At 71.4% G+C, this 26,221-nt stretch carries 24 protein-coding genes; 12 read left to right on the forward strand and 12 right to left on the reverse strand.

The window, feature by feature from the left end; genetic code table 11:
* Positions 1–81 precede the first annotated feature (81 nt).
* The 3 genes from ACIRB1_RS16070 (at position 82) to tgmB (ending at position 1,737) form a co-directional block, all read left to right on the forward strand.
* A complete protein-coding gene (locus ACIRB1_RS16070; protein ID WP_352181514.1) occupies positions 82–378 on the forward strand; it encodes a YkvA family protein in 297 nt (98 codons plus the stop codon).
* Between the two features lie 164 nt (positions 379–542).
* On the forward strand, positions 543–734 hold the full coding sequence (gene tgmA, locus ACIRB1_RS16075) for a putative ATP-grasp-modified RiPP (protein WP_328833722.1): 192 nt from the start codon (positions 543–545) through the stop codon (positions 732–734).
* A 16-nt stretch (positions 735–750) separates the two neighbouring features.
* The gene (tgmB, locus tag ACIRB1_RS16080) at positions 751–1,737 is read left to right on the forward strand and encodes an ATP-grasp ribosomal peptide maturase (protein WP_403465967.1); all 987 of its coding nucleotides are present in this window, start codon (positions 751–753) and stop codon (positions 1,735–1,737) included.
* A gap of 39 nt (positions 1,738–1,776) precedes the next feature.
* Here tgmB and ACIRB1_RS16085 read toward each other — a convergent pair whose 3' ends face one another.
* Positions 1,777–2,937, reverse strand: coding sequence for a serine hydrolase domain-containing protein (locus ACIRB1_RS16085; protein WP_403465968.1), 1,161 nt, complete (start codon positions 2,935–2,937; stop codon positions 1,777–1,779).
* Positions 2,938–3,137: 200 nt separating this feature from the next.
* Here ACIRB1_RS16085 and ACIRB1_RS16090 point away from each other — a divergent pair, with 200 nt between their 5' ends.
* A complete protein-coding gene (locus ACIRB1_RS16090; protein WP_352181511.1) occupies positions 3,138–5,177 on the forward strand; it encodes a SpoIIE family protein phosphatase in 2,040 nt (679 codons plus the stop codon).
* 4 nt (positions 5,178–5,181) lie between these two features.
* Here ACIRB1_RS16090 and ACIRB1_RS16095 read toward each other — a convergent pair whose 3' ends face one another.
* Positions 5,182–5,649 (reverse strand): hypothetical protein, encoded by a 468-nt coding sequence (locus ACIRB1_RS16095; protein WP_403465969.1) that lies wholly within the window; start codon positions 5,647–5,649, stop codon positions 5,182–5,184.
* Positions 5,650–5,792: 143 nt separating this feature from the next.
* On the opposite strand from ACIRB1_RS16095, the gene ACIRB1_RS16100 reads away from it, so the two are divergent.
* On the forward strand, positions 5,793–6,761 hold the full coding sequence (locus ACIRB1_RS16100) for a GlxA family transcriptional regulator (RefSeq protein ID WP_403465970.1): 969 nt from the start codon (positions 5,793–5,795) through the stop codon (positions 6,759–6,761).
* A gap of 5 nt (positions 6,762–6,766) precedes the next feature.
* Here the strand turns inward: ACIRB1_RS16100 and ACIRB1_RS16105 are convergent, their stop codons facing one another.
* The 4 genes from ACIRB1_RS16105 to ACIRB1_RS16120 form a co-directional block, all read right to left on the reverse strand.
* Positions 6,767–7,009 carry a DUF5133 domain-containing protein gene (locus ACIRB1_RS16105; RefSeq protein WP_403465971.1) on the reverse strand — a complete coding sequence of 81 codons (243 nt, stop codon included), beginning with the start codon at positions 7,007–7,009 and terminating at the stop codon, positions 6,767–6,769.
* A gap of 107 nt (positions 7,010–7,116) precedes the next feature.
* A complete protein-coding gene (locus ACIRB1_RS16110; protein WP_403465972.1) occupies positions 7,117–8,886 on the reverse strand; it encodes an ABC transporter ATP-binding protein in 1,770 nt (589 codons plus the stop codon).
* A gap of 89 nt (positions 8,887–8,975) precedes the next feature.
* Entirely contained in the window at positions 8,976–9,833 is an 858-nt protein-coding gene (locus ACIRB1_RS16115; RefSeq protein ID WP_352181506.1) for an aldo/keto reductase, read from the reverse strand.
* A 241-nt stretch (positions 9,834–10,074) separates the two neighbouring features.
* Entirely contained in the window at positions 10,075–10,569 is a 495-nt protein-coding gene (locus tag ACIRB1_RS16120; protein WP_352181505.1) for an FBP domain-containing protein, read from the reverse strand.
* Positions 10,570–10,640: 71 nt separating this feature from the next.
* Between ACIRB1_RS16120 and ACIRB1_RS16125 the strand changes: the two genes are divergently transcribed.
* The 3 genes from ACIRB1_RS16125 (at position 10,641) to ACIRB1_RS16135 (ending at position 13,596) form a co-directional block, all read left to right on the forward strand.
* On the forward strand, positions 10,641–11,216 hold the full coding sequence (locus ACIRB1_RS16125) for a TetR/AcrR family transcriptional regulator (protein WP_352181504.1): 576 nt from the start codon (positions 10,641–10,643) through the stop codon (positions 11,214–11,216).
* A 96-nt stretch (positions 11,217–11,312) separates the two neighbouring features.
* Positions 11,313–12,494: a GDSL-type esterase/lipase family protein gene (locus ACIRB1_RS16130; RefSeq protein WP_403465973.1), complete on the forward strand. Its 1,182-nt coding sequence runs from the start codon at positions 11,313–11,315 to the stop codon at positions 12,492–12,494.
* A 214-nt stretch (positions 12,495–12,708) separates the two neighbouring features.
* A complete protein-coding gene (locus tag ACIRB1_RS16135; RefSeq protein WP_403465974.1) occupies positions 12,709–13,596 on the forward strand; it encodes a Gfo/Idh/MocA family protein in 888 nt (295 codons plus the stop codon).
* A 7-nt stretch (positions 13,597–13,603) separates the two neighbouring features.
* On the opposite strand, the gene ACIRB1_RS16140 is transcribed toward ACIRB1_RS16135, so the two are convergent.
* From ACIRB1_RS16140 to ACIRB1_RS16150, 3 genes are all read right to left on the reverse strand, one after another.
* Positions 13,604–13,948, reverse strand: coding sequence for a hypothetical protein (locus tag ACIRB1_RS16140; protein WP_403465975.1), 345 nt, complete (start codon positions 13,946–13,948; stop codon positions 13,604–13,606).
* Between the two features lie 127 nt (positions 13,949–14,075).
* Complete coding sequence (locus ACIRB1_RS16145) at positions 14,076–14,966, reverse strand: GNAT family N-acetyltransferase (RefSeq protein ID WP_352181500.1); 891 nt, start codon at positions 14,964–14,966, stop codon at positions 14,076–14,078.
* Between the two features lie 227 nt (positions 14,967–15,193).
* The gene (locus ACIRB1_RS16150) at positions 15,194–17,611 is read right to left on the reverse strand and encodes a GH92 family glycosyl hydrolase (RefSeq protein WP_352181499.1); all 2,418 of its coding nucleotides are present in this window, start codon (positions 17,609–17,611) and stop codon (positions 15,194–15,196) included.
* Positions 17,612–17,973: 362 nt separating this feature from the next.
* On the opposite strand from ACIRB1_RS16150, the gene ACIRB1_RS16155 reads away from it, so the two are divergent.
* Positions 17,974–19,176, forward strand: coding sequence for a glycoside hydrolase family 64 protein (locus tag ACIRB1_RS16155; RefSeq protein WP_352181498.1), 1,203 nt, complete (start codon positions 17,974–17,976; stop codon positions 19,174–19,176).
* Positions 19,177–19,220: 44 nt separating this feature from the next.
* Positions 19,221–20,327 carry a PP2C family protein-serine/threonine phosphatase gene (locus tag ACIRB1_RS16160; RefSeq protein WP_403465976.1) on the forward strand — a complete coding sequence of 369 codons (1,107 nt, stop codon included), beginning with the start codon at positions 19,221–19,223 and terminating at the stop codon, positions 20,325–20,327.
* Positions 20,328–20,362: 35 nt separating this feature from the next.
* Here ACIRB1_RS16160 and ACIRB1_RS16165 read toward each other — a convergent pair whose 3' ends face one another.
* The 3 genes from ACIRB1_RS16165 to ACIRB1_RS16175 form a co-directional block, all read right to left on the reverse strand.
* On the reverse strand, positions 20,363–22,612 hold the full coding sequence (locus tag ACIRB1_RS16165) for an MMPL family transporter (protein WP_352181496.1): 2,250 nt from the start codon (positions 22,610–22,612) through the stop codon (positions 20,363–20,365).
* A gap of 98 nt (positions 22,613–22,710) precedes the next feature.
* Positions 22,711–23,151, reverse strand: a complete 441-nt coding sequence (locus tag ACIRB1_RS16170; protein WP_352181495.1) for an Lrp/AsnC family transcriptional regulator — start codon at positions 23,149–23,151, stop codon at positions 22,711–22,713.
* Positions 23,152–23,174: 23 nt separating this feature from the next.
* Entirely contained in the window at positions 23,175–24,524 is a 1,350-nt protein-coding gene (locus ACIRB1_RS16175; RefSeq protein ID WP_403465977.1) for a transaminase, read from the reverse strand.
* A 183-nt stretch (positions 24,525–24,707) separates the two neighbouring features.
* Between ACIRB1_RS16175 and ACIRB1_RS16180 the strand changes: the two genes are divergently transcribed.
* Both ACIRB1_RS16180 and ACIRB1_RS16185 read left to right on the forward strand, forming a co-directional pair.
* On the forward strand, positions 24,708–25,412 hold the full coding sequence (locus ACIRB1_RS16180; protein WP_403465978.1) for a TetR/AcrR family transcriptional regulator: 705 nt from the start codon (positions 24,708–24,710) through the stop codon (positions 25,410–25,412).
* Between the two features lie 7 nt (positions 25,413–25,419).
* Complete coding sequence (locus tag ACIRB1_RS16185) at positions 25,420–26,211, forward strand: SDR family NAD(P)-dependent oxidoreductase (protein ID WP_403465979.1); 792 nt, start codon at positions 25,420–25,422, stop codon at positions 26,209–26,211.
* Positions 26,212–26,221 lie beyond the last annotated feature (10 nt).

The following is a 26,221-nucleotide window of genomic DNA, read 5'->3' on the forward strand; positions in this document are numbered from 1 at the left end:
CCTCGTCGGCCATACCGGGGCCGTAACAGGGCATCCGGATAGGGCACATGTCGTGCGGCCGGACCGGGAAAAGGGGCGCCAGTGGACTCGACCACGACCGTGATCGTCATCGTCGCGGTGCTCGCGCTGTTGCTGCTCGCCGTGGCTCTCGGAGTGTTCGTGCGGCTCGTCCGCACCCGGCGCTCGATGCGACGCGCAGGGCTTCCCACCGGCCCCAAGTGGGTTTTCTGGGGTGCCGTCCTGTACTTCGTGCTGCCGACCGACCTGATGCCCGATCCCGTGTATCTGGACGACATCGCCGTGCTCCTCCTCGCTCTTCGCACGATGCGCAACTCCCTCGGCGAGCAGGAGAAGGGGCTGCCGGGCGAGCTCGACTGACCCCCGCAAGCGTGGCGCGCTCCTTACTTTGACTACGGAGAGTAAGGAAACCATTCACTCGTTCGATTCGTATAAGTCTCTGGAAGCAGACGGAAGTCGGCGGGCCAAGCGACCTCGCAGGGTGGCCACCGCTTGCACGAGGCAGTACCGACGAGGGAGAGACGATGCAACCGTTCGCGCTCAACTACGCTCGCCCGGCAGCACAGTTGGAGTTCACCGCTCCGTACAGCTACGACTCCGGACTGCAGTTGAACGTGCTCGCCGACGGACGGGTCGCCGCCCATGATCTCGCTCTGCTGAGAGAACTGGGGACCACGACGTCCACCGCGGGATCGAAGACTCACTTCGACGACTGAACACGGAACGACGAAAATGACCGTCCTGGTCCTTACCTGCGAAGAGGACGTCACGGCGGACATGGTGGTGGTCCACCTGCACGCGTCCGGCGTCCCCGTGGTCCGGATCGATCCCGCCGACCTCACCGGCGGGGTCGCGCTGTCCGGGGAGTACGTGCACGGAGCCTTCCGCGGTCATCTGTCCGCCGGGGGGCGGCTGGTGAGCGTGAGCGGACTGCGGTCCATCTGGGTGCGCAGACCGGGCGCCCCGGCGACCCGCGCACCCCAGCCCTCCGCGTGGCTGACCGAGGAGGCCTCGCAGGCGCTCTACGGCATGCTCCGCGGCTCCGGCGCCCGCTGGATGAACCACCCCGACGCGTCCCGGCGCGCCCGCCACAAGCCCTGGCAGCTGCGGCTCGCCCAGCACAGCGGACTGCCCGTGCCGGCCACGCTCATCACCACGTTCCCGCAGGCCGCCCGCGAGTTCTCGCGGCGCTTCCCCGACCTGGTGGTCAAGCCGGTCTCCGGTGCCCATCCGCAGGACCCGCCTCGGGCGGTGCCGACGAGCCGGGTCGCGCCGGACACCGACTTCTCCGCCGTCGCGTTCGGCCCGACGCTGCTGCAACGCCGGGTCGCCAAGCACGCGGACATCCGGCTCACCGTGGTGGGCGACCGGATGCTCGCCGCCCGCACGGCGACCGCCCCGGACGCCGACCCCGGCGAGGTCGACGTCCGTTTCACCACCTCCGCACAGCCGTGGCACCCCGCCGAGGTCCCGCCGCGTATCGCCGAGGCCGTCCTGACGTACATGCGGGATGCCGAACTCGCCTACGGCGCCTTCGACTTCGCCGAGGACGCCGACGGGACCTGGTGGTTCCTGGAGTGCAACCAGTCGGGCCAGTTCGGCTTCGTGGAGGCGGAGACCGGCCAGCCGATCGCGCGGACCATCGCGGAGTGGCTCGCGCTGCCCGCCGCTTCGGAGCGGGAGGGGCTCGTCAACGGGTCGGACAGTGCGGCCACTTGAGCAGTAACGGTTCCTCCGAGGCGGGGTGGACGCTCCGGGTCAGGAGTGGCGCTCCGCCCCGTATGTCCCGAGGAGGCTGCACACGGCGTCCTCCTCGACCGCGCGCACTTTGGCCAGCAGTTCCGGGTTCCCCGCCTGGTTCACCTGAGTTGTCAATGAGAAAGTGAGGGCCCGTCGGCCGTCGGGGGTCGCCGCGATCAACTGTGTGTAACCGAGAGTGTTGCCGGTATGTCCGAGGACGACGCCGCACTTGGTGTCGTAGCGGAAGAGGGCGAGTCCGGCGCTGTTGCGGCCGGGGCCCGCCGGTTCGGAGGCGCCGGGGATCCAGTGCCGCTGCTCCCGTACGACGGCCTTCGAAGTGAGGGCTCCGGCGGCGTAGCCGCTGATGAACGCGGCGAGGTCGCGGGGCGAGGAGGTGATCCCGCCCGAGGCCCACACGCCCGACATGCCAATCGCCTCGCTCACGTCCACCGGCCCGGACGGATCGCCGACCACGTAGCCGTGCATGTACGGCTCGGGCATCTCCCACCCCTGCGGCAGGCTCGTGTCGCGCAGCCCCAGCGGCTTGTACACCTCCCGGCGCAGCAGGTTCTCGTAGCGCACACCGGTCGCCGCCTCCGCCATCAGCGCCACGGCGATGTTGTCGGAGTTGGAGTAGCGGTACCGCGAGCCCGGCGTGAAGCGCAGCGGCTCGCCCGCCACGAAGTCGAGCAGGCGCCGGGAGTCGAAGTGATGGTGCGGGTCGGCCTGGATGATGCCGCGGAAGCGGGGGCTCTCGCTGAAGTCCGGGAGGCCACTGGTGTGTTGGAGCAGCTGGCGCAGGGTCACCTTCCGCCAGGCCCGGGGCTGGTGGGGCAGCCGGGTGCCGATCGTGTCGTCGAGGGAGAGCCGGTGCTCCCGTACGAGGCTCAGTGCCACCGCTCCGCTGAACGCCTTGCTGGTGCTCGCGGTCCGGGTGTGGTCGTCCGGTGCGAGGGGGCGGCCGGTGGTGATGTCGGCGGTTCCGGCGCTCAGGACGCGCTGGTGGTCGCCGTTGCGGAGGACGACGATCACGCCCGGCGGGCCGCCGGGGGCGGCGACCAGCGCGTCGAGACCGCGCTGGAGGGAGTGGTCGTCGGCCGCGGCGGCGGGCGAGGCGGGGCAGAGGGCGCCCACGCAGGTGGCGACCAGGAGGGAGACGAGGCGGAGCGGGAGCGGCATGGAGTGTCCTGGGGAAGTGGGGGCAGGGCACGACCAGAATCCGGGGGCCCGCCGGTGCCCGCGCGGTCGTGTGCTCCATCCGGCCCCCTCCTCCCGTGCACCGCCCATGGTGTTGCCGCCTGGCCCGGGCTGTGCCGTAATCGGATGACCCGCGGTACGGATCTTGACGGTGCCGTGCCGCGCCGGAAGGAGCGGCTGGGATGGACGCGAACGGTGCCGGGGACGGTGTCTCCGCCGCCCCGGGCGGGCTGCTGGACCTGTTGCGGGTCGCGGCCGTGGTCCTGGACGCCGGCGGGTACATCACCCTGTGGAGCCCCGAGGCGGAGGAGCTGCTCGGCTACTCCCCCGAGGAGGCGCTGACCCAGCGCGCGGACCGGCTGCTGGTCGCTCCCGACGACCGGGTCAGGGCCCGTGAACTGTTCGCCCAGGTCGGTACGGGCGCCCGCTGGGCCGGGGTCTTCCCGATGCTGCACCGGGACGGTACGGAACGGCCGGTAGAGTTCCGCACGATGCGGCTGCGCGACAGCCACGGTCAGCCGCATCTGCTGGGGCTGGCGGCGGACGCCTCGACCGTACGGGGTGTGGAGCGGGACCTGGCCCTGTCCCACAGCCTGGTGCGGCAGACGCCGGTCGGCATCGCGGTGTTCGACACCGACCTGCGGTGGGTCGCGGTCAACCCGGCCCTGGAGCGCATCAACGGCGTGCCCGAGGAGCAGGTCGTCGGGCGCCGGGTCGGTGAGGTGCTGCCCGGCCTGGACGTGGCGGCCATCGAGTCGCGCATGCGGCACGTGCTGATCACCGGCAAGCCGCTGCTGGACCAGCAGACCGTGGGCCGGACGGCGGCCGATGTCGTGGACCGGGCGTACTCGGAGTCGTACCACCGCATCGAGGACGCGCAGGGCCGGGTCCTCGGGCTGGCGATGGCCGTCCTGGACGTGACCGAGCGGGAGCAGGCGGCGGCCGAGGTCGCGCAGGCGCGGCAGCACCTGTCCGTCGTCGCGGAGGCCGGGGTGCGGATCGGGACGACGCTGGACCTCCAGCAGACCGCCCGGGAACTGGCCGATGTCGCCGTGCCGCATGTGGCCGACCTGGCCGCCGTCGACGTACTGGAATCGGTCGTCACGGACGGCACGATCACTCCGGTGACCGAGGACGCGCAGGTCGAGTTCCGCGCGCTGGCCGTCGCCGCCGGGTATCTCACCGACGCGATCCACGCGGCCGACCCGGTGGGCGAGTTGGCCACCTACGGCCCCAACCGCATCATCACCCGGTGCGTCCGCGAGGCAGGACCGATCCTGGTCGAGCGGGTGGACCCGCCGACGATGCGCCGCATCGCCCGGGACGGCCGCGCCGCGCAGACCCTGCGCACGGCGGGCGTCCACTCCTACCTCGCCGTCCCGCTGATGGCCCGTGGCGAGGTGCTGGGCACGCTGAGCCTCTACCGCACCGTCAACGAGCGCCCCTTCGACGAACAGGACCGCGTCCTCGCCTCCGAACTCGCCGCGCGCGCCGCGATCTGCATCGACAACGCCCGTCTCTACGGCCGCGAACGCACCACCGCGCTGACCCTCCAGCGCAGCCTGCTGCCGCCCGCCCCGGCCCGGCAGGCGGGGCTCGACATCGCCGCCCGCTATCTGCCGGCGCTGAGCGAGGTAGGGGGCGACTGGTACGACGTGCTGCCGCTGGGGCCGGGCCGTACCGGGCTCGTCGTGGGCGACGTGATGGGCAAGGGGGTCCAAGCCGCCGCCATCATGGGCCAGTTGAGCACCGCGACCCGCGCACTGGCCCGACTCGACCTGCCCCCGGCGGAGTTGCTGCACCACCTCGACGATCTCGCCGGGTCCCTCGGCGACGCGATCGCCACCTGCGCGTACGGCGTCGTCGACCTCGGGCGCGGCACCTGCGAACTGTCCAGCGCCGGGCATCTGCCGCCCGTCCTGATCCGCCCCGACGGCGCGGCGGAACTCCTCGACATCCCCGGCGGAGTCCCGCTCGGAGTCGGCGGGGTGGCGTTCGGCACCGCCCAGGTCGACTTCACCACGGGCGCGTTGCTCGCCCTGTACTCCGACGGTCTGGTGGAGAACCGGGGCGAGAACATCGATGTCGGACTGCACGCGCTGACACGGCTGTTGCAGAGTTCCCGCAGGCCCCTGGAGCAGACCAGCGACATGTTGCTCAACGCGCTGCGCCCGGAGCCCGACGACGACGTGGCGCTCCTGCTGGTCCGCGTCACCGGCTGACCGGTCAGGCGCCCGTGGTCGAACCCGGGCGAATGATCATGAGGACGGTGACGGTGGCCCACAGGAGGTTGAAGATGCCGGTGAACATGGCGAGTTGAACGGTTCCGGAACGCTCCACGGGCGTCTGTGCGCCGAGTTGCTCCAGGAGTTCGTCCTGACGCGGCAGCACGAAGGCGATCAGGATGCCGGCCGCCACCGCGGTGAGGGTGATGGAGGCGATGAGCCAGCCGCTGCCCAGGACACCCATGGCGGAGGCGGTCGCGAAGCCGAAGAGGGGCACCGCCAGCCCGACCGCGCCGTAGACCCGGCAGATGCGGTGCAGCAGCCGTACGGTCGTCAGGCCCGCGTCGGGTCCGTCCGGGCCCGTGAGGGCGCGGCGGACCGCCGCGGGGAACATGCTGGCGGCGACGGTGACGGGGCCGACCGCGACGATGGCGGCCAGGACGTGCAGAGTGAGAAGGATCTTGGTCACCGGCCCAGGCTAGGGACGCCCGACGCGGGAACACAGAGGCTGAAACGACAGCTTCCGACGGATTCTCGCCACCGGCCTGACCAGGAAGTGATGAGGAAGGGCCGCGTCACACCCATGGCGGGAATCCGCCTATCGTGGTGTTCATGCACACCGTCGCGATTCTCGCTCTCGATCATGTGGTGCCGTTCGACATGGCGACACCGATGGAGGTGTTCGGCCGTACCCGGCTGCCGGACGGGCGGAGCGCCTACCGGGTGCGGGTGTGCGGCGAGACGCCGGACGTGCGGACGGACGGGTTCGCCCTGCGGGTCGACCACGGGCTGGAAGCGCTGGCGGACGCCGACACCGTCATCGTGCCGGGGCGCTCCGAGCGGGCCGCGCCACCGTCCGCCCGGGTGCTGGCGGCACTGCGGGAGGCGGCGGCGGCCGGGACCCGGATCGTGTCCATCTGCGTGGGCGCCTTCGTCCTGGCCGAGGCCGGACTGCTGGACGGACTGCGCGCCACCACGCACTGGGTGGCCGCCGAACTGCTCGCCCGCACCTACCCGTTGGTCGAGGTGCAGCCGGACGTGCTGTACGTCGACAACGGCCAGATCCTCACCTCGGCCGGCGCCGCCGCGGGCCTCGACCTGTGTCTGCACCTCATCCGGCGGGACTATGGCTCGGCGATCGCCGCGGACGCGGCCCGGCTGTCGGTCATGCCGCTCGAACGGGAGGGCGGGCAGGCCCAGTTCATCGTCCACCCGCACCCGCCCGTCCCACAGGGCTCGACCCTCGAACCGCTTCTCCGGTGGATCGAGGACAATCTCTCCCACGAGATCACCCTCGGCGCACTGGCGGCCCGGTCGGGCATGAGCGAGCGGACGTTCAGCCGCCGCTTCCGCGAACAGACGGGCAGCACACCGCTCCAGTGGCTGCTGCGGGCCCGCGTGCGGCGGGCCCAGTATCTGCTGGAGAACAGCGACCACACCGTCGAACGCATCGCCCAGCAGGCTGGATTCGGCTCCCCCACCGCGTTCCGCGAACGCTTCCGCCGGGTGGTCGGCACCAGTCCGGGGGCCTACCGCTCAGCGTTCCACGGCAGGCCGCTCGCCGCGGCGGCCCTGTCCTGACAGTTCTACGCGGCGGCCCGGCCGTCCACGATCACGGTCTTCGGGGTGCTGCGCGCCGCCGCCAGCAGGGCGTCCGCCTTGACGATGGCCTCCCGGATGTCGGTGGTGCCCGTCATCACGCAGAGGGTGTAGACGACGTCGTTCAACTCGGCGGCCGCCTGCGGATGTTGCCTCTGCGCCTGGGAGATACGCAGCTCCGCGTACCGGGTGAGCAGTTTCCTGACGACCTTCGGGTCCGGCACCAGCACGGAGCGCCCCTTTCTCGATTTTCCCTCCGTGTGCCCGGCCGGTGCCGGACCAAGCACACGAATACGACACACCGAAGCGCCCTTGACACGACGCTGTCGGTCTGCTGTCAGGCGGCCTGCCCACTGTGCAGTGCCGTGTACGCCCCGCCCCGGCGCAGGAGTTCGTCGTGCGTGCCGACCTCCAGGATCTCTCCGTCGCCCATCACCACGATCCGGTCGGCGCTCCGCACGGTGGACAGCCGGTGCGCGACCACGAAGGTCGTACGGCCGCGCAGCAGTCGCGCGAGGGCCTGCTGGACGAGGGCCTCCGAGCGGGTGTCCAGCGCCGAGGTCGCCTCGTCCAGGATCAGCACCTTCGGGTCGCGGATCAACGCCCGCGCGATGGCGAGGCGTTGACGCTGGCCACCGGAGAGCCGGGCCCCGCGCTCACCGACCAGGGTCTCCACCCCTCGCGGCAACTTCTCCACGAACTCGAGGGCGTTGGCATCCCGCAGTGCCGTGCGGACCGCCTCCTCGCCGGCGTCGTCCATGCCGTAGGCCACGTTGTCGTGGATCGTGCCGTCGAAGAGGATCGACTCCTGGGGGACGACCGAGACGAAGCGGCGGTAGGTGCGCAGGTCGAGGGTGTTCATGTCGGTGCCGTCGAGCAGCAGTCGGCCGCTGGTGGGTCGGATGAAACCGATGACGAGGTTGAGCACGGTCGATTTGCCCGCCCCGGACGCGCCGACGAGGGCGATCGTCTCGCCGGGTTCGACGGTGAGTGTGAAGTCATGGACGGCGGGCCGGAGTTGCTCGTCGTAGGAGAGGCCGACGTGCTGGAAGGTGACGGCTCCGCGCACCTCGGTGACCTCCATCCTGCCCTCGTTGTCCTCCAACTCGGGTGCCTGGAGCACCTCGCCGACCGAACGAACCGATTCCAGGCCCTTGGTGATGACCGGGGCCAGGCTCGTCAGGGTGGTGGTGGAGTTGGTCAGCGTGGTCAGGAAGGCGCTCAGCATGACGACGTCGCCCGCGGTGACGCCCCAGACGCCGTAGTACGACACGAGGGCCGCGCCGGCGAGGACGAGGACGCCGACCACGTTCAGGACGACCCAGGCCAGGGAACCGAAGCGGCCGTTGAGGAGGTCGAGGCGCATCCCGGAGGTGAGGAGCCGGCTCAGGGTGCCGTCCATGCGGCGCAGGGCCTTGCCCTCCAGGCCGTGGGCACGGGTGACCGGGATGAGGCGGGTCATCTCCGTCACGCGTGAGGACAGGGTCTCCACCTCGTGGCGGAAGCGCTCGTTGTGGGTGCGGAGGCGGGCCCGCAGCCGCGAGACGAGGAGCGCGGCGACCGGCACGACCACGAGGAAGACGGGCACGAATTCCGGTGTGCGGAAGCCGATGATGACCAGGCCGCCGGTGAGCACGGTGATCGCGCCGAGCCCGGTCTCGGCGGTCTGCTGGACCATCTGCTCGACGGTCTCCACGTCGCGTACGACCTTGGCCTGGAGGACGGCGGCGCTGACCCGGGAGTGGTAGCCGATGGAGAGCTGCTGCATGCGCGTGCACAGTGCCGAGCGCAGGGCGGTGCCCATACGGCGGACGCTGCCGTAGAGGAGGCGGACGTAGAGCACGTGCAGGGGGTAGTTGATCAGCAGGATGAACAGGATGACGCCGGTGCTGGTCCAGAGGCGGCTGACCGGCTGGTGCTGGACGACCGTGTCGATGATGGACGCGGTGATGAGGGGGAGCAGCCAGATGGGGCTGTGCTTGACCGTGAACACGACGACGGCCAGGGCCAGTCGTCGTCGGTCGGCCCGGAAGAGGTAGGCAAGGGTGCGGATCGGGTGTTCGTCGCGGTAGCGGTGGTCAAGCGGTTTCTCCGTGGATGACGCCATGGGCCGTGATCCTCCCCTTGCCACCGGGTGGCGGGCAAGCGCTTTCTACGCCAGCCCGCCCTGCCGGCACCTCAGGTGTCACAGCATGCTCAGACGGCGTCCAGCTCCGCGATCTCCTCGGCGGAGAGGGTGAGTTCGGGCGCGGCGGCCGAGTCGCGGATCGTCTCGGGGCGGCTGGCACCCGGGATCGGTACGACGACCGGCGACTTGGCGAGCATCCAGGCCAGGCACACGCGCTGCGGGCTGACACCGTGCTGCTCGGCGATGCGCGCGAACGGCGCGTAGGCGGAGCCGAGTTCACCGGCGCGGGCGATGCCGCCGAGGGGGCTCCAGGGCAGGAACGCGATACCGAGTTCGTCGCACAGGTCCAGCTCCGGCTCACTGGAGCGGAAGGCCGGGGAGAACTGGTTCTGCACGGAGACCAGGCGGCCGTCGAGGATCTCGTTCGCCAGCCGGATCTGCTCCGGGTTGGCGTTCGAGATGCCGGCCAGCCGGATCTTGCCCTCGTCGAGCAACTCCCGTACCGCGCCCACCGAGTCCGCGTACGGAACCTTCGGGTCGGGGCGGTGGAACTGGTAGAGCCCGATGGCCTCCACGCCGAGCCGGCGCAGGGACGCCTCGCAGGCCTCCTTCAGATACGCGGGGTTGCCGTTCAGGGTCCAACTGCCGTCGCCGGGGCGGAGATGGCCGCCCTTGGTGGCGACCAGGACGTCCGCGCCCCGGTCGTGCGAGGCGAGGGCCTTGGCGATCAGGGTCTCGTTGTGTCCGACCTCGTCGGCGTGCAGGTGGTAGGCGTCCGCGGTGTCGATCAGGGTCACGCCCTCGTCGAGCGCGGCGTGGATGGTCGCGAGGGAGCGGGCCTCGTCCGGCCGCCCCTCGATCGACATGGGCATACCGCCCAGGCCGATCGCACTGACCTCGACGTCACCGATGCGGCGGGTGTCCATGCTCGTACTCCTCCTCCGGCTGTCACGCGGGACCGTGCCGTCCGGCACCGCCGGGGCCGGGTCTCGGGCGCGGCGGGCGGGACGCAGCCTCCAGCGTGTCCGGCCCGGGTCCGCAGGTCCAATAGAAGAAATCGAATGGATCCAGCAGCGGGGCTGCTCAATCGGAACCGGCGGGTGGGGGTCGGCCGGTGGGGGCTGCTCAGGGAGGACTGCTCGGCGGAGCCCCCTCGCCGCGGGCCGTTCAGCGCAGGGTGACTTTGGCGATGAACGCCGTGAGGTTCGCGACGGTCCGCCGGATCTTCTCCTCCTCCGTGAGCGACTCGGGCAGCCTCGCGCCGACGCCCGCTTCCTTCTTACCGCGGACGTACAGCGAGCAGGCGAGGTCGTCGCATATGTAGGCGCCCACGGAGTTGCCCTGCTGCCCGGCCTTGCCCGCCTTCGGGGCGGTCATGAGCGAGACGCCTCCCATGTGGGTGGTCAAGCACATGGAGCACATGCTGCGGCGCGTCTGCCAGGAACCGGAGCCCGGGCTGCGCAGCGCGAGCGCCGTCGGGCGGCCGTCCAGCTCGATGACGAGGTAGGCCCGGTCCGGGGCCTGGGGGTCCCGCCAGCCGAGGAAGTCCAGGTCGTCCCAGGGCCGTTCGTCCAGGTCACGGGGGACGGTCAGGCGCTTGGCCTCGCCCTTGGTGCAGTTCACGAAGGCGGCGCGGATCTCGCGCTCGGTCAGAGGTCTCATGAATCGGAGGCTAGTTTGCCTAAAACCTTTAGGCAAATGCATAATAGGTATCGTCGATTGGGAGGAAGGTCATGGCCAGAGCAGGACTGACACCGGAGCGGCTGACCATCGCCGGGGCGGAGCTGGCCGACGAGGTCGGCTTCGAGCACGTGACCGTCTCGGCACTCTCCCGGCGCTTCGACGTCAAGGTCGCGAGCCTGTACTCGCATCTCAGGAACTCCCACGACCTCAAGACCCGGATCGCCCTGTTCGCACTGGAGGAACTCGCCGACCGGGTCTCCGACGCCGTGGCCGGACGGGCGGGCAAGGACGCCCTGGCCGCCTTCGCGGACGCCTACCGCGACTACGCCCGCGAACACCCCGGGCGGTACGACGCGGCCCGGCTCCGGCTCGACCCCGAGACGGCCGCCGCCAGCGCCGGCGTACGGCACTCGCAGATGACGCGGGCGATCCTGCGCGGCTACGACCTCACGGAACCCGACCAGACCCACGCGGTCCGCATGCTGGGCAGCGTGTTCCACGGCTACGTCAGCCTGGAACTGGCCGGAGGCTTCGACCACAGCGCGCCCGACGCGCGGGAGTCCTGGACCTGGATCGTGGACTCGCTGGACTCGCTGCTGCGGAACCGGGCCGTGCCCCCGAACTGACCTATTCCCGAACCGGCATACCCGGTTCCGGGTCCGAGCGCGCTCCGGTGCCGGACCCGGCTCCACTCCGGACCTCCCGATCAACAGGTTGAGGCGATGACCACAGAGCACGACATGATCACCACGCCCGTCACCACCGACATGCTGCGCGGCTTCCTGGAGGTGGAGACGACCGCACGCGGTCTGCTGCCGCACCGGCTGCCCGCCCGGGCACGCCGCCAGTTCCCGGACGACCAGCTGGTCGTGGCCGAGGCGCAGCCCTCCGGTGTACGGCTGGTCTTCCGCACCCGGGCCACCACCGTCGAGCTGGACACGCTGCCCACCAAGCGCGTCTACCGGGGGTTCCCCGCCATGCCGGACGGCGTGTACGACCTGCTGGTCGACGGCCGGCTCGCCGCCCAGACCACGGTGATCGGCGGCCATGTGCGCACGGTCACCGACCTGATCACCCAGGCTTCCGAGCTGAGGGAGGGGCAACCGGGCACCGCCCGGTTCGCCGAGCTGCCGGAAGGTGACAAGACCATCGAGATCTGGCTCCCGCACACGGAGGTCACCGAGCTGATCGCCCTGCGCACGGACGCCCCGGTGGAGAAGGCGCCGGACAGCGGGCGCAAGGTGTGGCTGCACCACGGCAGTTCCATCAGCCACGGCTCCAACGCCACGCACCCGACCGGGACATGGCCGGCGATCGCGGCCACGCAGGGTGAAGTGGAGCTGGTCAACCTGGGGTTCAGCGGCAACGCGCTGCTCGACCCCTTCACCGCCCGCGCGATGCGGGACGCCCCCGCGGACCTGATCAGCGTCAAGATCGGCATCAACATCGTGAACGCCGACGTGATGCGCCTGCGCGCCTTCACGCCCGCGGTCCACGGCTTCCTCGACACCCTCCGCGAGGGGCATCCGACGACCCCGCTGCTGGTGGTCTCCCCCATCCTGTGCCCGGTCCAGGAGGACACCCCCGGGCCCCTGATGCCCGAACTGGACGGCGGGGCCGTGCGGTTCAGGGCGACGGGCGATCCGGCCGAGCGTGCCGCCGGACGCCTGACCCTCACCATGATCCGTGACGCGCTCGCCCATGTCGTCGAAGAGCGAGCGACCGACGACCCGCATCTCCACTACCTCGACGGCCGCGACCTCTACGGCGAGACGGACTTCGCGGAACTCCCGCTGCCCGACCAGGTCCATCCCGATCCGGCGGGGCATCGGCGTATCGGGGAGAACTTCGGGCGGTTGGTGTTCGGGGAGGGGGGTCCCTTCGCCACGGGAACCGCCGACTGAGCCCGGTCGAGGCTCGCTCGCACCACCGGCCCTCGTCGACCCGGCCCGGCTGCGCAGCGCCCCAGCCATCGGCCCGTGCGCCAAGCCTCAGGCGCCAAGCCGCAGGCGCCACGAAGGGCTTGCGCACCTGCCCCGTTCGTATGACACGCTCACCAGCGACCGGACGGATCAGCTCCGGCCGTGTCACCAGGCTCGACCGTGGAAAGGCAGCGACATGCGCATCGGACTGCTCGGCACCGGCCCTTGGGCGCAGATGGCTCACGCCCCCGCCCTCAGCGGGCACGGCAGCTGGGACTTCGCGGGCGTGTGGGGCCGCCGCGCCGACGCCGCCAAGGAACTGGCCGACCTGCACGGTGTACCGGCCTACGACGATGTCGACGCCCTGATCGCGGACGTGGACGCCGTCGCCATCGCGCTGCCCCCTTCCGTGCAGGCCGAGTTGGCGGTGCGGGCCGCGCGGGCGGGGCGGCATCTGCTGCTGGACAAGCCGCTCGCCCCGACCGTGGAGCAGGGGCGGGCCGTGGTCGACGCGGTGCGGGAGGCCGGAGTCGCGTCGGTCGTGTTCTTCACCACCCGCTTCGAGCCCGCGTGCGAGGCGTGGGTGACCGAACAGGCCGCCGCCGGGGGCTGGTTCACGGCTCGGGCGGAGTGGCTCGGCTCGGTGTTCACCGGCGACAGCCCGTTCATGAACTCGCCCTGGCGGCGGGAGAAGGGTGCGCTGTGGGACGTGGGCCCGCATGCCCTGTCCGTGCTGCTGCCGGTCCTCGGTGACGTCCGCCGGGTGGCCGCCGCCGTACGGGGCCCGGGCGACACGACCCTGTTGGTCCTCGACCACGAGGGCGGCGCCTCCAGCACCCTGACCCTGAGCCTCACCGCACCGGCCGCCGCGGCGGGAGCCACGGTCGAACTGCGCGGCGACACCGGGGTGACCAGCATCCCGGACGACTCGGACGGCGCGGTCGCCGCCCTGGGACGGGCCGCCGACGCGCTGAGCGAGTCCGCCCGCACGGGCCGGCCGCACTCGTGCGACGTGACCTTCGCCCAGCGGGTCACCGAGATCCTGGCCGAGGCCGAGGCGATGGTGGACGGCGGGACCGTCTGACCCCTGGTCATGCGCCGCCGGGTTCCCCCTCGTCCTCGTCGAACGGCTCGTCACTCCACCGGAACCACGCCTGCTCCCCCTCGATGTGCAGCAGGAACTCGGGAACGGGTCCGTCCGGCGAGGTCAGCGTCACCTGTCGGCTGATCTCGTCGTAGGCCTCCTCCCACCGCTGCCAATCGGCGTCCCCCTGCGCCAGGGCGAGTTCCCGCGCGAACAGCTCCCGTACCGCATCGAAGGCCGGACCGGCGGTGAACCTGCCCGACAGCCAGGGGAAGTCAGCGTCGTCGATCAGGATCTCCCCGACCGACTCCTCGCCCTTGCGCACCTGCCAGACCCCGCCCACGAACCCCATCGCGTCTCCGTCCCGCCAGGGACCGACCACCGTGGATCGACCTGCCGCCAGCATGGCACGCGGCACTGACAGTCGGCCCGGACAACGGTCCGGGCCGACTGGTGGAGGCGTCTACCGGCCGACGCGCCTACTCGACGGCGTGGAAGTTCACGCGCTCCCGTACGACCGGATAGCCGGCCTTCGCGAAGTGCGCGGCCATCGGGAGGTTGCCCTGGTCCGTGGCGGCGGCGATGAACTCGGCGCCCCGCTCGACGAGATAGTGGGTGCACTCGGCCAGCAGATCGCGGGCGTAGCCGTGGCCGCGCTGTTCCGGTACGACTCCGATGAAGCCGATGCAGGGACCCGACGGGTTGTGGGCCGGGATGTGGATGCCCACGAGGTCTCCCTCGGGGGTGCGGGCGACCTGCCACCACTCACGCGGGGACGGGCACCAGCGGAAGAAGTCGATCTCCTCCGCCGCGGCCTGCTCGACTCCCCCTTGTTCAATGGCCCGTCGGGCGTGGGCGTCGAGGGTGACGGAGTGGATGCGGCGCAGGGCGTCGAAGAACACCTCGTCGTCCGGTTCGGGGGTGAAGGCGAGGCGCCCGGGGCGTTCGGGCAGGCCGCATTCCGGGGTCCACCGGTAGCTGAAACGCTCGACCAGGAGGTCGTAGCCGGCCGCGCGCAGGGCGGTGAAGCGGGCCTCGGCGGCTGCGCGGAGTCCGGGGTCGTCGCGCCAGCCCGCGGGGAGGCTCAGTTCCACGTCGACGCGCCAGGGAGTGCTGCGCAGGAGTTCGGCGGCGGCCTCCTCCTCGCCCTCGATCAGGTCGAAGCAGTCGACGGTGACGGGTTCGGTGTCGTCAGGGCCGCCCCACCAGGCGGCGCGTGCGACGACCGTGCCGTCGCGCAGCGCCACCCGCTGCCAGTCGGGCCGCCAGGTGGTCCGCCGGTGTGCGGCGCGGGCGCCGAGGGTGTCGGGAAGGGCGTCGAAGAGTGGGGCGTCGCTCTCGTCGAGCGCGCGGATGACCAGATCGGTCATGGATTTTCCTCCGGGAGGGGTACTGCGTGGAGCGCTCCCGGTCAGGTCACGTCGGGCACACCGGGTCAACGGGGAGGGAGCGCAGGGGTGTTGTGAACTTCATGGCTCTCGCCTCCTTCCGCTGGTCTCAGGGCGTGCAGGCCCACCATAGGTGATCGTTCTTCCGGCCGTCCATCGCTTTTCCGGGTCCGGCCCGGCGGAGTGCCGCTCCGCCGGGCCGGTGGGCGTCACTTCGGGAGCTGTCCCGGGTCGGTGCCCCAGCTCGTGTCGGGCGAGGTGGCGAGCCGGAAGTCCAACCGGCCGCCCTTGAGGGTCAGTCCCGCGCCGGTCCACGCGCGCGTGAGGGTGCGGCCGTCGAGGCGTACGGCGTCGACGTACTGGTGGGTGTTGTCGGCGTCGGGCGCGGTGATGACGATGTCGGTGCGGCCGGGCCGGTCGACGACCGCCTTCGGGAAGAGCGGTGCGCCGAGCAGGAGGTCGGCGCTGCCCGGGGTGCGCGGGTAGATGCCGAGGGCGGAGAGGACGTACCAGGCGGACATGGTGCCGAGGTCGTCGTTGCCGGGCAGGCCCTTGGGGCCGGTGCCGTAGGCGGTGTCCAGGATCTGGCGGACCGTGGCCTGGGTCTTCCAGGGCCGGCCGAGGGAGTTGTAGAGCCAGGGGGCGTGGATGTCGGGCTCGTTGGTGGGGTCGTAGCGCAGGGCGTCGCCGCCACGGACCGACCAGGCGCCGTCGGCGGTGTGGAAGAAGCCGTCGAGCCGGGTCTCGGCCGCCTCACGTCCGCCCATCGCGTCGGCGAGTCCCTGGACGTCCTGGGGGACCATCCAGACGTAGGCGGCGGCCGAGCCCTGCGCGAAGCCGAGGTCGCTTGCCGGGTTGAACGGGCCCACCCAGGAGCCGTCCAGGTTGCGGGCCTGGATGTAGCCGGTGGCGGGGTTGAAGACGTTGCGCCAGTAGGCGCCGCGCTCGGTGAAGGTCTTCGCCTCGGCGGTGCGGCCCAGCAGCGTCGCCCACTGGCCGAGGGCGGAGTCGGCGACCGCGTCCTCCAGGGTCTCGGCGGCGCCGCCCCAGCAGTGGCAGGCGTCCTGGGCGGCGTAGTGGGAGGTCATGTACTGGGCGAGGTTGGGGCGTTGGCCCACGCACTGGCCGGGGCAGCCGGCGTCCGACAGTTCGTCCGGGTTGGGCACGGTGGCCTGGTGGACGAGGGAGTCGAAGGCGCCCTTGTAGTCGAAGTTGCGGACACCCATGGCGTAGAAGGTGGCCAGGGTCGCGGCGGACGGGTCGCCGGTCATGACGTGGGTGGCGCCGCTGATGTGCACCCAGCGGTCCCAGATCCCGCCGTTCTGTTGCGAGAAGTTGTAGAGCGACTGGGCGAAGTCGCCCGCGACGGTGGGCTTCAAGAGGGCGAGGAGTTGGATCTGGGCGCGGTACTGGTCCCAGCCGGAGAAGTTGCTGTACTGCGCCCACTGTCCGCGCGCGAGCCGGTGCACGGCCTGGTCCATGCCCCAGTAGCGGCCGTCCTCGTCGCTGATCAGGTTGGGCTGCATGAGGGCGTGGTAGAGCGCCGTGTAGAACGTCTGGCGGCGCGCGGGAGTGCCGCCGTCCACGCGTACGGTGCTCAGTTCGCGGTCCCACGCGCGGGCGCCCGCCTCGGCGACGTCGGCCACGCGCGCGTGCGGGGCGATCTCCTGGCGCAGGTTGGACTCGGCTCCCCCGAGGCTGACGTAGGAGATGCCGATCCGCATGCGGACATCGTTGTCAGAAGCCGTGTCGAAGCCGACCCAGCCGCCGGAGCCGCGGCCCGCGCGGTCGGCGCCGGTGGCGTATCCCTCGCCTCCGGAGGCGGTCGTCGAGCCGGGTGACACCGTGCTGTCGTGCCAGGTGCCGACGGAGGAGAAGGCGCGGTCGAAGGAGGCGCTGAAGTAGAGCTTGTAGTAGCTCTTGCGGTTGTTGACGCCGCCGTTGGCGCGGCGCCCGCAGAAGGCTCCCGTGTACACCCAGCCGGTCACCTTGCGGTGGGCGGTGTCGATGTCGACGTGCGCGTCCTGGCTGCCGTTGAGGGAGTTGGAGACGCGGAAGAGCAGATTCGCCGGGCGGTCGGCGGGGAACGTGAAGTCGGCCACCCCGGCGCGCTTGCTGACGGCGAGGTCGGCGGTGGCGCCGGAGGCGAGGCCCAGGGTGTAGCGGCCGGGAGTGGCCTTCTCGTCGGCGTGCGAGAAGGCGGACGCGTACACGGCGTCCTTGGTGTCGGCCGACGGGGACGAGGTGACGTCGCCGACGAACGGCATGATCGGTACGTCGCCAGCCGCGCCGGGGTTGCAGCCCGCGCCGTTGACATGGGTGAGGCTCAGGCCGCGGATGCGGGTGGCGCCGTACTCGTACCCGTTGGCGGCGCCCGTGCTGGTCTGGTCGCCGGTGGTGCTGGTCGGGGACCAGGCGATCATGCCGTACGGGAGCGTGGCTCCGGGGTAGGTGTTGCCGCCGTTGCTGGAGCCGATCAGCGGGTCGACGAGCGAGGACGGCCGGACGGACGAGGCGTTCGCCGCGACGGCGGGGAGCGGCGCGGACGCGGCGAGCGCGGTCGTGACGGCTACGGCCGCGGCTCTGACGCCGAACCGCCTTGCCGTGCCGAGGAGTTGGTGACGCATGCGTCAAGTCGCCTTTCGGGGAGGGGACATGGGGCGGAGAAAGACAGGCGGAGAAAGACAGGGGGCGTCGCGAGGCTAGGAGGCCGCGCGATGGGAGGGAAGAGGCGCCCGGATACGGGTGATGAAGCACGGGTGAACGCTTCGCCGCGCGCTTAAGTGACCCTTAAGCGGGGGTTAAGCCCCCCATCTCTCCTTGTCTTCGCAGGTCAGCGCGGTGAGGACTTCCGGCGGAACCGTTGGCCACACCGGTGCTCGTGCGTAACATCGGGCCCCGGCGGCGGTGCCGGCGCACGCTGTGAGAGCGCTCTCATCGTCGGCACCGTCCGCTCCGAACAGCCCGACTCGCCCGGAGGTCCCCCCACATGACTCCCCGTCACCAGCGCCCGCTCGGCCGCCGCAAGCTCCTCTTCGCCCTCGGCGGCGCGGCGGTGGCCGCCCCCGCCGTCGCCGCGCTCGCCCCCTATGCCCTCGCGGACACCAAGTCCACGGAGACCGGCGCGGCCGAGGTGGGCGCCCTCCCGCTGACACTGGTCAACAACAGCGGCTCGTTCGACAACGCCGGCGTGCACGTCTACATCGTGGGCAACGTCGACGGCAAGCAGGTGCGGGTCACCCCCGACGGGACGATCGCGCCGATCGCGCTCTCGGACAACGGCGCGGACGGTTTCACCGACTACGCGATCAGCCTCGGCTCCGGCGCGGAGACGACGATCTCCCTCCCGTATCTGTCGGGCCGCATCTACGTCTCGCTGGGCGCGAAGCTCAAGTTCAAGGCCGTGGCGGACGGCAACGGCAACCCGGCGCTCCAGTACCCGGCCGGCTGGGTCGCCTCCGACCCCAACTACGGGGTGCTGCACGACTGCGCCGAGTTCACGCACAACGCGTCCGGCATGTTCTGCAACACCACGATGGTCGACATGTTCAGCGTGCCCCTGAGCATCCGGCTGACCGGCGCACAGGACCAGACGACGGGCACCCTGCGCTCCGGCGGCCGGGCCTCCGTGTTCGACGCCGTACGGAAGGTCGAGGCGTTCGCCCCGCTGGTCGTGGACGACACGCGGGTCATCGCGCCGGGGCACGGGCTGGACGCGGGCCTGTTCGCCGCGGACTACTTCGCGCCGTACATCGACGAGGTGTGGAGCACGTACACCGGCAAGGACCTCACGGTCACCACGAACGCGGGCGCCTTCACCGGGCGGGTCCGCGCCGACCGGTTCACGTTCACCGGACCGGCGTCGGTCTCGTTCGCCAAGCCGTCGACCCGAGACGTGCTGTTCTGCGACGGCAGTCTGGCGGCCCCGAACGACGGCACCACGGGCCCGGTCGCGGCCGTCCTCGGCGCCGGTTTCAACCGCTCGACGCTCCTGTCGAACCCCGCCCAGCCGACCACCGACGCGTCGGGTTTCTACGCCACCGACCTCACGAACCACTACGCGAAGGCGGTCCACGCGGCCACCGCCGACGGCAGGGCGTACGGCTTCGCCTTCGACGACGTGGCGGACTTCGCGTCGTACGTCCAGGACACGGCACCCACGGGGATACGGCTGACGCTCACGCCGTTCTAGCCGCTCGGCGTGCGGGGCGGGTCCCGCCGTAGGAGCGTGGTGGGGTGGGAAAGGCGCGCGTTCCGTCGCTCCGCCGGGACCGGGAGCCGGCCCGGCGGGGGTGGCTTCGGGGCGCGCCGCCGCCCGTGTGGGTACGGGTGCTGCCCTGGGCGCTGGTGGTGGGGGTGTGCGTGGCGACCCTGGTCAGCCCGCACGCGCTCGACATCGGCTTCCTGCTCGGGGCGATCCCGCCGCTGGCCGGCCTGTCGTACGGGCCGCTCGCGACCGCGCTGCTGGGCGGCGCCACGATCGCCCTGCTGACCGTGCCGGCGTTCCATCTGAACGATCCCGGTGAGACCGATCTCCTGACCGTGCTGTTCGTCGCGGTGCTGAGCGTGTTCGTGTCCTTCGTCCGCAGCCGCCGTGACGCCCAGCTGGACCTGGAGCGCACGGTCGCCGAGGCCGCCCAGCGGGCCGTGGTGCCGCCTTTGCCGGAGCGGGTCGGGCCGGTGGGGTGCGTGGGGCTGTACCGGGCCGCGCAGCACGGGACCCTGGTCGGCGGGGACTTCTTCGACGTGCGGGCCGGACCGTACGGCGTGCGGGCGGTGATGGGCGATGTGCAGGGGCACGGGCTGTCGGCGGTCTCGACGGTCGCCTCGCTGCTGGGGGCGTTCCGGGAGGCGGTGCTCGACCTGCCGGACCTGGAGTCGGTCGCCGCACGGCTGGACCGCAGACTCGTGGTGGACTCGGCGCGGTCGGCGCACGCGGAGCTGTTCGCCACGGCGGTGCTGCTGGAGTTCTCGGCGGACGCGGACGCGGTGCGGATCGTGGCCTGCGGGCATCCCTCGCCGGTGCTGCTGCGCGACGGCCGGGTCACGGAGATCGACGTCGAGGCGTGGACACCGCTCGGCCTCGGGCTGTCCGACGCCGGTCCGCTGAGCGGGGTGGCGCTTCGACTGCGGCCCGGGGACCGGCTGTTCCTCGCCTCCGACGGGGTGTGGGAGGCGCGGGACACGGACGGTTCCTTCTATCCGTTCGTCGAGCGGCTGACCCGGCTCGCCGACGAGGAACCGGCGTCGATGGCGGAGGGGGTGTGGGCCGACCTGCTGGAACACTCTCCGGAGATCCGGGACGATGTGACGATGCTGGTGCTCACACCCCGGGCGCGGTAGTGCTCACACCGAGGGCGCGGTAAGGGAGTTGGGGCTCACGGCTGCTGCTCGTGGTCTCCCTCGGCGTCGATGTGGGGCAGGATCCGGTCCAGGAACCGCGGTGTCCACCAGGCGTGCCGCCCGAGCAGGGTCATCACCGCCGGGACCATGAGCAGCCGTACGACGGTCGCGTCGATGAGAACGCTGACGGCCAGGCCGAGGCCGAGCATCTTGACCACGATGTTGTCGCTGACGACGAAGGCCGCGAAGACGCTCACCATGATCAGGGCGGCGCAGGTGATGACGCGGGCGGTGATCTCCAGGGCGTGGGCGACCGAGGCCTCGGCGTCGCCGGTGCGCAGCCAGGCCTCGTGGACACGGGAGAGCAGGAAGATCTCGTAGTCCATGCTCAGGCCGAAGATGATCGCGAACATCATCATCGGGACGTAGCTCTCGATGGGGACCTTGCCGGAGACGCCCAGCGCGGGGCCGCCCCAGCCCCACTGGAAGACGGCGACGACGACGCCGTAGGAGGCGGCGATGGAGAGCACGTTGAGGACGGCGGCCTTGAGGGCGACGAGGAGGCCGCGGAAGACAGCGAGGATGATCAGGAAGGCCAGCGCGACCACCACGCCGATGATCAGGGGCAGCCGGCTCGACACGATGTCGCGGAAGTCGACCTGGGCCGCGGTGGTGCCGGTGACGTAGCCCTTGGCTGAGGTGCCGGAGACCGCGTCGGGCAGGGTGTCGTGGACGAGGCGGTTGGTGAGGTCGGTGGTGTCCGCGCTCTGCGGGGACTGCTTCGAGTAGACGGTGCCGACGAGGACGTCACCGTCCTTGGTGGTCGTCAGCGGGGTGACCTTGGCGGCTCCCTGCACGCCGTCGAGGGTCTTCTGGGCCTGGCTGGAGAGGTCCGCGCGCTGGGAGCTCGGGACGCCCGTCTGGTCGATGACGATGGTCAGCGGGCCGTTGGAGCCGGGGCCGAAGGCGTCGGTCATCAGGTCGAAGGCGCGGCGGTCGGTGAACGAGGTGGGGTCGGCGCCGTCGCCGATGTGGCCGAGCTGGAGGGAGAACACCGGGATCGCGAGGACCACGACGGCCGCGACGCCCGCCGCGAGGAACGTCCACGGCCGGTGTTCCACGCGCTGCGCGTACCGGTGCCAGGTGCCCGTGGGTTCGGCGCCCGGTTCGGCGTCGGTCTCGGCGACCGGGCGGCGCACCCGGTAGCGGTCGATCCGCCTGCCGAGGAGCCCGAGCAGCGCGGGTACGAGCGTGAGCGCCCCGATGACCGCCGACACCACCGTCACGGCCGCCGCGAGCCCGAGTTTGCCGATGAAGGGCACCCCGGACACGAAGAGTCCGGCGAGCGCGATGATCACCGTGCAGCCCGAGACGAGCACTGCCCGGCCGCTGGTGGCCGTGGCCTGTCCCGCGGCGCGCACGGGATCGGAGCCGTTCATGAGGTTCTGCCGGTGACGGGTGATCAGGAACAGCGCGTAGTCGATGCCGACGCCGATGCCGATCATCGTCGCGAGGGTCGGTGACACCGTCGCGAAGGTGAAGGCCGCCGCCAGCAGCCCGAGGCAGGCGATGCCTCCGATGACGCTGATCAGCGCGGTCACCAGGGGCATCGCGGCGGCGATCACACTGCCGAAGCCGATGAGCAGGACGACGATCGCCACGGCGAACCCGATGAGTTCGCTGATCCGGTCGTCGGCGGCGGGCCGGGCCAGTTCGCCGAGCGGTCCGCCGTACTCGACCTGGGCACCGGCCGCGCGCAGCGGCTTCACGGAGGTGTCGACGCCATGGAGGTAGCCGTCGCCGAGGGTGGACGGCTGGACGTCGAAACGGACGGTGATGTACGCGGTCTTCGCGTCGGAGGAGAGCGGGCCGACGTTCGGGCCGGAGGACGCCGGCGCCTGCGTCCCGGGCTGCGGCAGCGGGTTCTGCACCGACAGGACGTGCGGGAGCTTCTGGAGGTCGCCGACCGTCTCGGACATCTGCGAGTTCAGCGAGGTGAGCTGCTTGTCCTTGTCGTGCAGGACGATCTGGCTGCTGTAGCCGCCGGCCGCCGGGTCGTGCTCCTTGAGGACCTGCAACCCGTGCTGGGACTGCACACCGGACAGCGAGAAGTCGTCCGAATAGTCGCCCCCGAAGGACCTGTTGAGGACCTGGAGCGCGGCCAGCGCCACGAGCCAGGCGACGATGACGATCACGAAGTGCCGGGCACACCACTCCCCCAGCCGCCGCAGCACGCCCTTCGCGGCGGTTCCGCCGCCCCCTGCACTGGATTCCGTGGGCGCCATGGCCTCGGCCTTTTCCGCCGGGGGACACATCCGACATCCCCATTAGACGCCAGCGGGATCACACCGGCATCTCGGGCCTGCCGCGGCTGCGGCCGAGGTCAGCCCACGTCCCACAGGAACCGGTGGGTGTGGATGCCGAAGTACGGGAACGACCGCACGCTCCGCACCCCTTCGATGGGCCGCACCACGTCGTTGACGAAGTCGAGCAGGTCCCGCGGCCCCGGGGTGACCACCTCGGCGAACAGATCGAAGCCGCCGGAGGTGAGCACCGAGTACACCACCTCGTCGCGCAGGGCGAGTTGGTCCGCCACGGCACGCGGGTCGCCGTCCGCCTCGATGCCGAGCATGGCCATCGCCTGCCCGCCCATGGCCATCGGGTCGGTGACCCCGACGACCTGAACCGCCCGGGAATCCAGGAGGCGTTGGAGCCGCTGACGGGCGGCCGACGCGGACAGGCCGACCTTGGGTCCGAGGTCGGCGTAGGCGATACGGCCGTCGGTCTGTAGCTCGCGCAGGATGGCGCGGTCGATGTCGTCCACGTGCGTGTCTCCAACTCCCTGTGTCAGGCGGCCAGTTCGGCGAGCGCGTCGGCGAAGACCCGGGTGTGGGTGTCGACGTCCCGCTCGGTCGTGTCGGGGCACATGAGCGCCATGCTGTGGAACGGGGTGAGCAGGATGCCCCGGTTGGCGAGGTAGAGGTGGAGGAAGTCCTCCAGCTCCGGGTCGCCCGCGGCCTCGGACTCGGTGCCGGTGCGCGGGGCCGGGGAGACGAAGCGGTACTCGCTGCGGGCCCCGAGGCGGCTCACCGTCCAGGGCAGCGCGAGGGCGTCGATGCCCTCCTGGACACCGGCCGCAAACCGCTCGGACAGCTTCGCCATGTGCGCGAACGCCTCGTCGGTCAGGACGTGTTCGAGCGTGGCGCGCATCGCCGCGACGGACAGCGCGTTGCCCGCGAGGGTGCCGCCGACCCCGCCCATGTCGACCAGGTCCAGGTCGGCGCGGCCGAGCAGCCGGTCGGCGAGTTCGGCGGAGAGGCCGTAGGCACCGGCCGGGATGCCGCCGCCGATCGCCTTGCCGATGGTGAGCAGATCGGGTTCGAGGTCCCAGGCCGCGGTGCAGCCGCCGGGGCCGGCGGAGAAGGTGTGGGTCTCGTCGTTGATGAGCAACGTGCCGTGTTTCCGGGTCAGTTCGCGTACGGCGGCCAGGTAGCCGGGCTCGGGCAGCACGATGCCGATGTTGGTGAGCGCGGGTTCCATGAGGACGGCGGCGACGTCTCCGTGCGCCAACTCCTTTTCCAGCTGGGCCGGATCGTTGAACTCGGCGACGCGGCTGGTGAGCGTGACGTCGCAGGGGGCGCCGACGTTGCCGGGGCGGGCGGTGCCCTGGCCGTCCGGTCCGACGACGATGAGCGACTCGTCGACGCTGCCGTGGTAGCTGTAGCTGTTCACCAGGATCTTGGGGCGCTCGGTGACGGCCCGGGCCAGCCGGATCGCCCAACGGTTGGCGTCCGTGGCGGTCAGCGCGAAGCTCCAGCGGGCGAGCCCGAACCGGCGGGTGAGTTCGGCGCCGACCCACTCGGCGTCCTCCGTGGGCAGCATCGCCGTGGCACCGCCCTGCTCGGCGAACCGGCGGTGCACGGCCTCCGCGACGACGGCGGGCGAGTGGCCCGCCATCGCTCCGGTGTCGCCGAGGCTGAAGTCCATGTACTCATGGCCGTCGATGTCGGTGACGCGGGCGCCCCGGGCGGTGTCGAGGTAGCGGGGGAAGGCGCCTGCGGTCTTGTTCATCCAGGTCATCGGCACTCGCCCGAAGAGGTGCTCGGCACGGGCGTAGGCGGCCTTCGAGCGCGGGTTGAGCCGCTCGGCCTCGGCACTCTCCCGGGCGAGCAGGTCCTTCAGGCGCGTGCGGTCCATGGGATACCTCGATGGCGTCGGCGACGGAATATCCGGACTCTACGGCGGAAAGCAGCAAGCTAACAAGGGATCACCGCCGAATCGATTGCCAGGACGATCGATTCACGCTTATGTCTCACTGGGACACAAGTCCCATCGGGTCTCATGTCCCATTGGGACATCATGAGGTGTACGGTCGAAGACATGAAGGCAAAGGAGCCCCTCGCCGAGACCGTCGGCGCTCTCGCGGATTCCGTCGGCACCGCCTCGGTGGACCGGCGGCAGCGCAAGGCGCGGCAGACGCGGCACGCGCTGGCGGCCGCCGCCGTGGACCTGATCCTGGAGCACGGTCTGGCCGCGACCACCGTCGAGGCGATCGCCGAGCGCGCGGACGTCACACGGCGCACCTTCAGCCGGCACTTCACCGGCAAGGAGGACGCGGCGCTCGACTTCGTCCGGGGCGACGGCGACCGCATCAACGCCCTGCTGCGGACCCGCCCCGCCGCCGAGCCGCCGCTGCTGGCCTACCGCAGGGCGGTGCGCGACTGGCTCGCCGACCGGGAGAACCCGGCCTGGCACCTGCGCCCGCGGATGCGGCGGCTGCTGGCCCTGGTGGACCGGGAGCCCGCTCTGTTCGCCGCCTACGAGCGCATCCGGGTCGACGCCCAGGAGGAGTCGATCCGCATCCTCGCCGACCGGCTCGGCACCGACGACGTGCGGGATGTCCGCCCGGCCGTCGTGGTCGACGCCGCCGCCGGAGTCCTCACGGCCGCCCTGCGCATCTGGGCACGCCGCGCGGACGAGCACGACTCGGGAGCCGCAGACCTCGCCGCCCTGGTGGAGCGGGCCTACGACGCCCTGATCGGGGAGGCCGCGGACGCGGCGTCCCGGAGCACTACCGAAGAGTGAGCACATCATGAGCACCATCCCCGCCACCCTCCGCGTCACCGACTACGCCACCGAGTTCGCCGGGAAGACCGCCCTCGTCACCGGCGCCGCCTCCGGCATCGGCCTGGCCACCGCCCGCCGACTGGGCGCGGGCGGCGCGAACGTCGTCATCGCCGACTTCAACATCGAGGGCGCCGAGACGGCCGCCGCCGAGCTGAACGCCGAGGGCGTCAAGGCCGCCGCCGTCGCGCTGGACGTGACGGACCCGGAGTCCGTCGAAGCCGCCGTACGCTTCGCCGTCGACACCTTCGGCGGCCTGGACCTGGCCGTGAACAACGCCGGGATCGGCGGCCCGAGCGCCCCGACCGGCGCGTACGACATCGAGGCCTACGACCGGGTCGTGCGCACCAACCTCGACGGTGTCTTCTACTCGCTGCGCCACGAACTCCCGGTCATCGAGGCCGCGGGCCGGGGCGGCGCGATCGTCAACGTCGCCTCCATCCTCGGCTCGACGGGCTTCGCGGGCTCCCCGGCGTACGTCGCCGCCAAGCACGGCGTGGTCGGCCTGACGAAGACCGCCGCCGCCGAGTACGCGTCGAAGAACATCCGGATCAACGCGGTCGGCCCCGGCTTCATCGACACCCCGCTCCTGCGGGGCATGGACAGCGCCGCCTACGACGGTCTCGTCGCCCTGCACCCGGCCGGCCGCCTCGGCCGTTCCGAGGAGGTCGCCGAGCTGATCGTCTTCCTGCTCTCCGACCGCGCCTCCTTCGTGCACGGCAGCTACCACCTGGTCGACGGCGCCTACACCGCCGTCTGAGCCCGGGAAG

Source organism: Streptomyces sp. NPDC096013, from assembly GCF_044763565.1.
Lineage (GTDB): Bacteria > Actinomycetota > Actinomycetes > Streptomycetales > Streptomycetaceae > Streptomyces.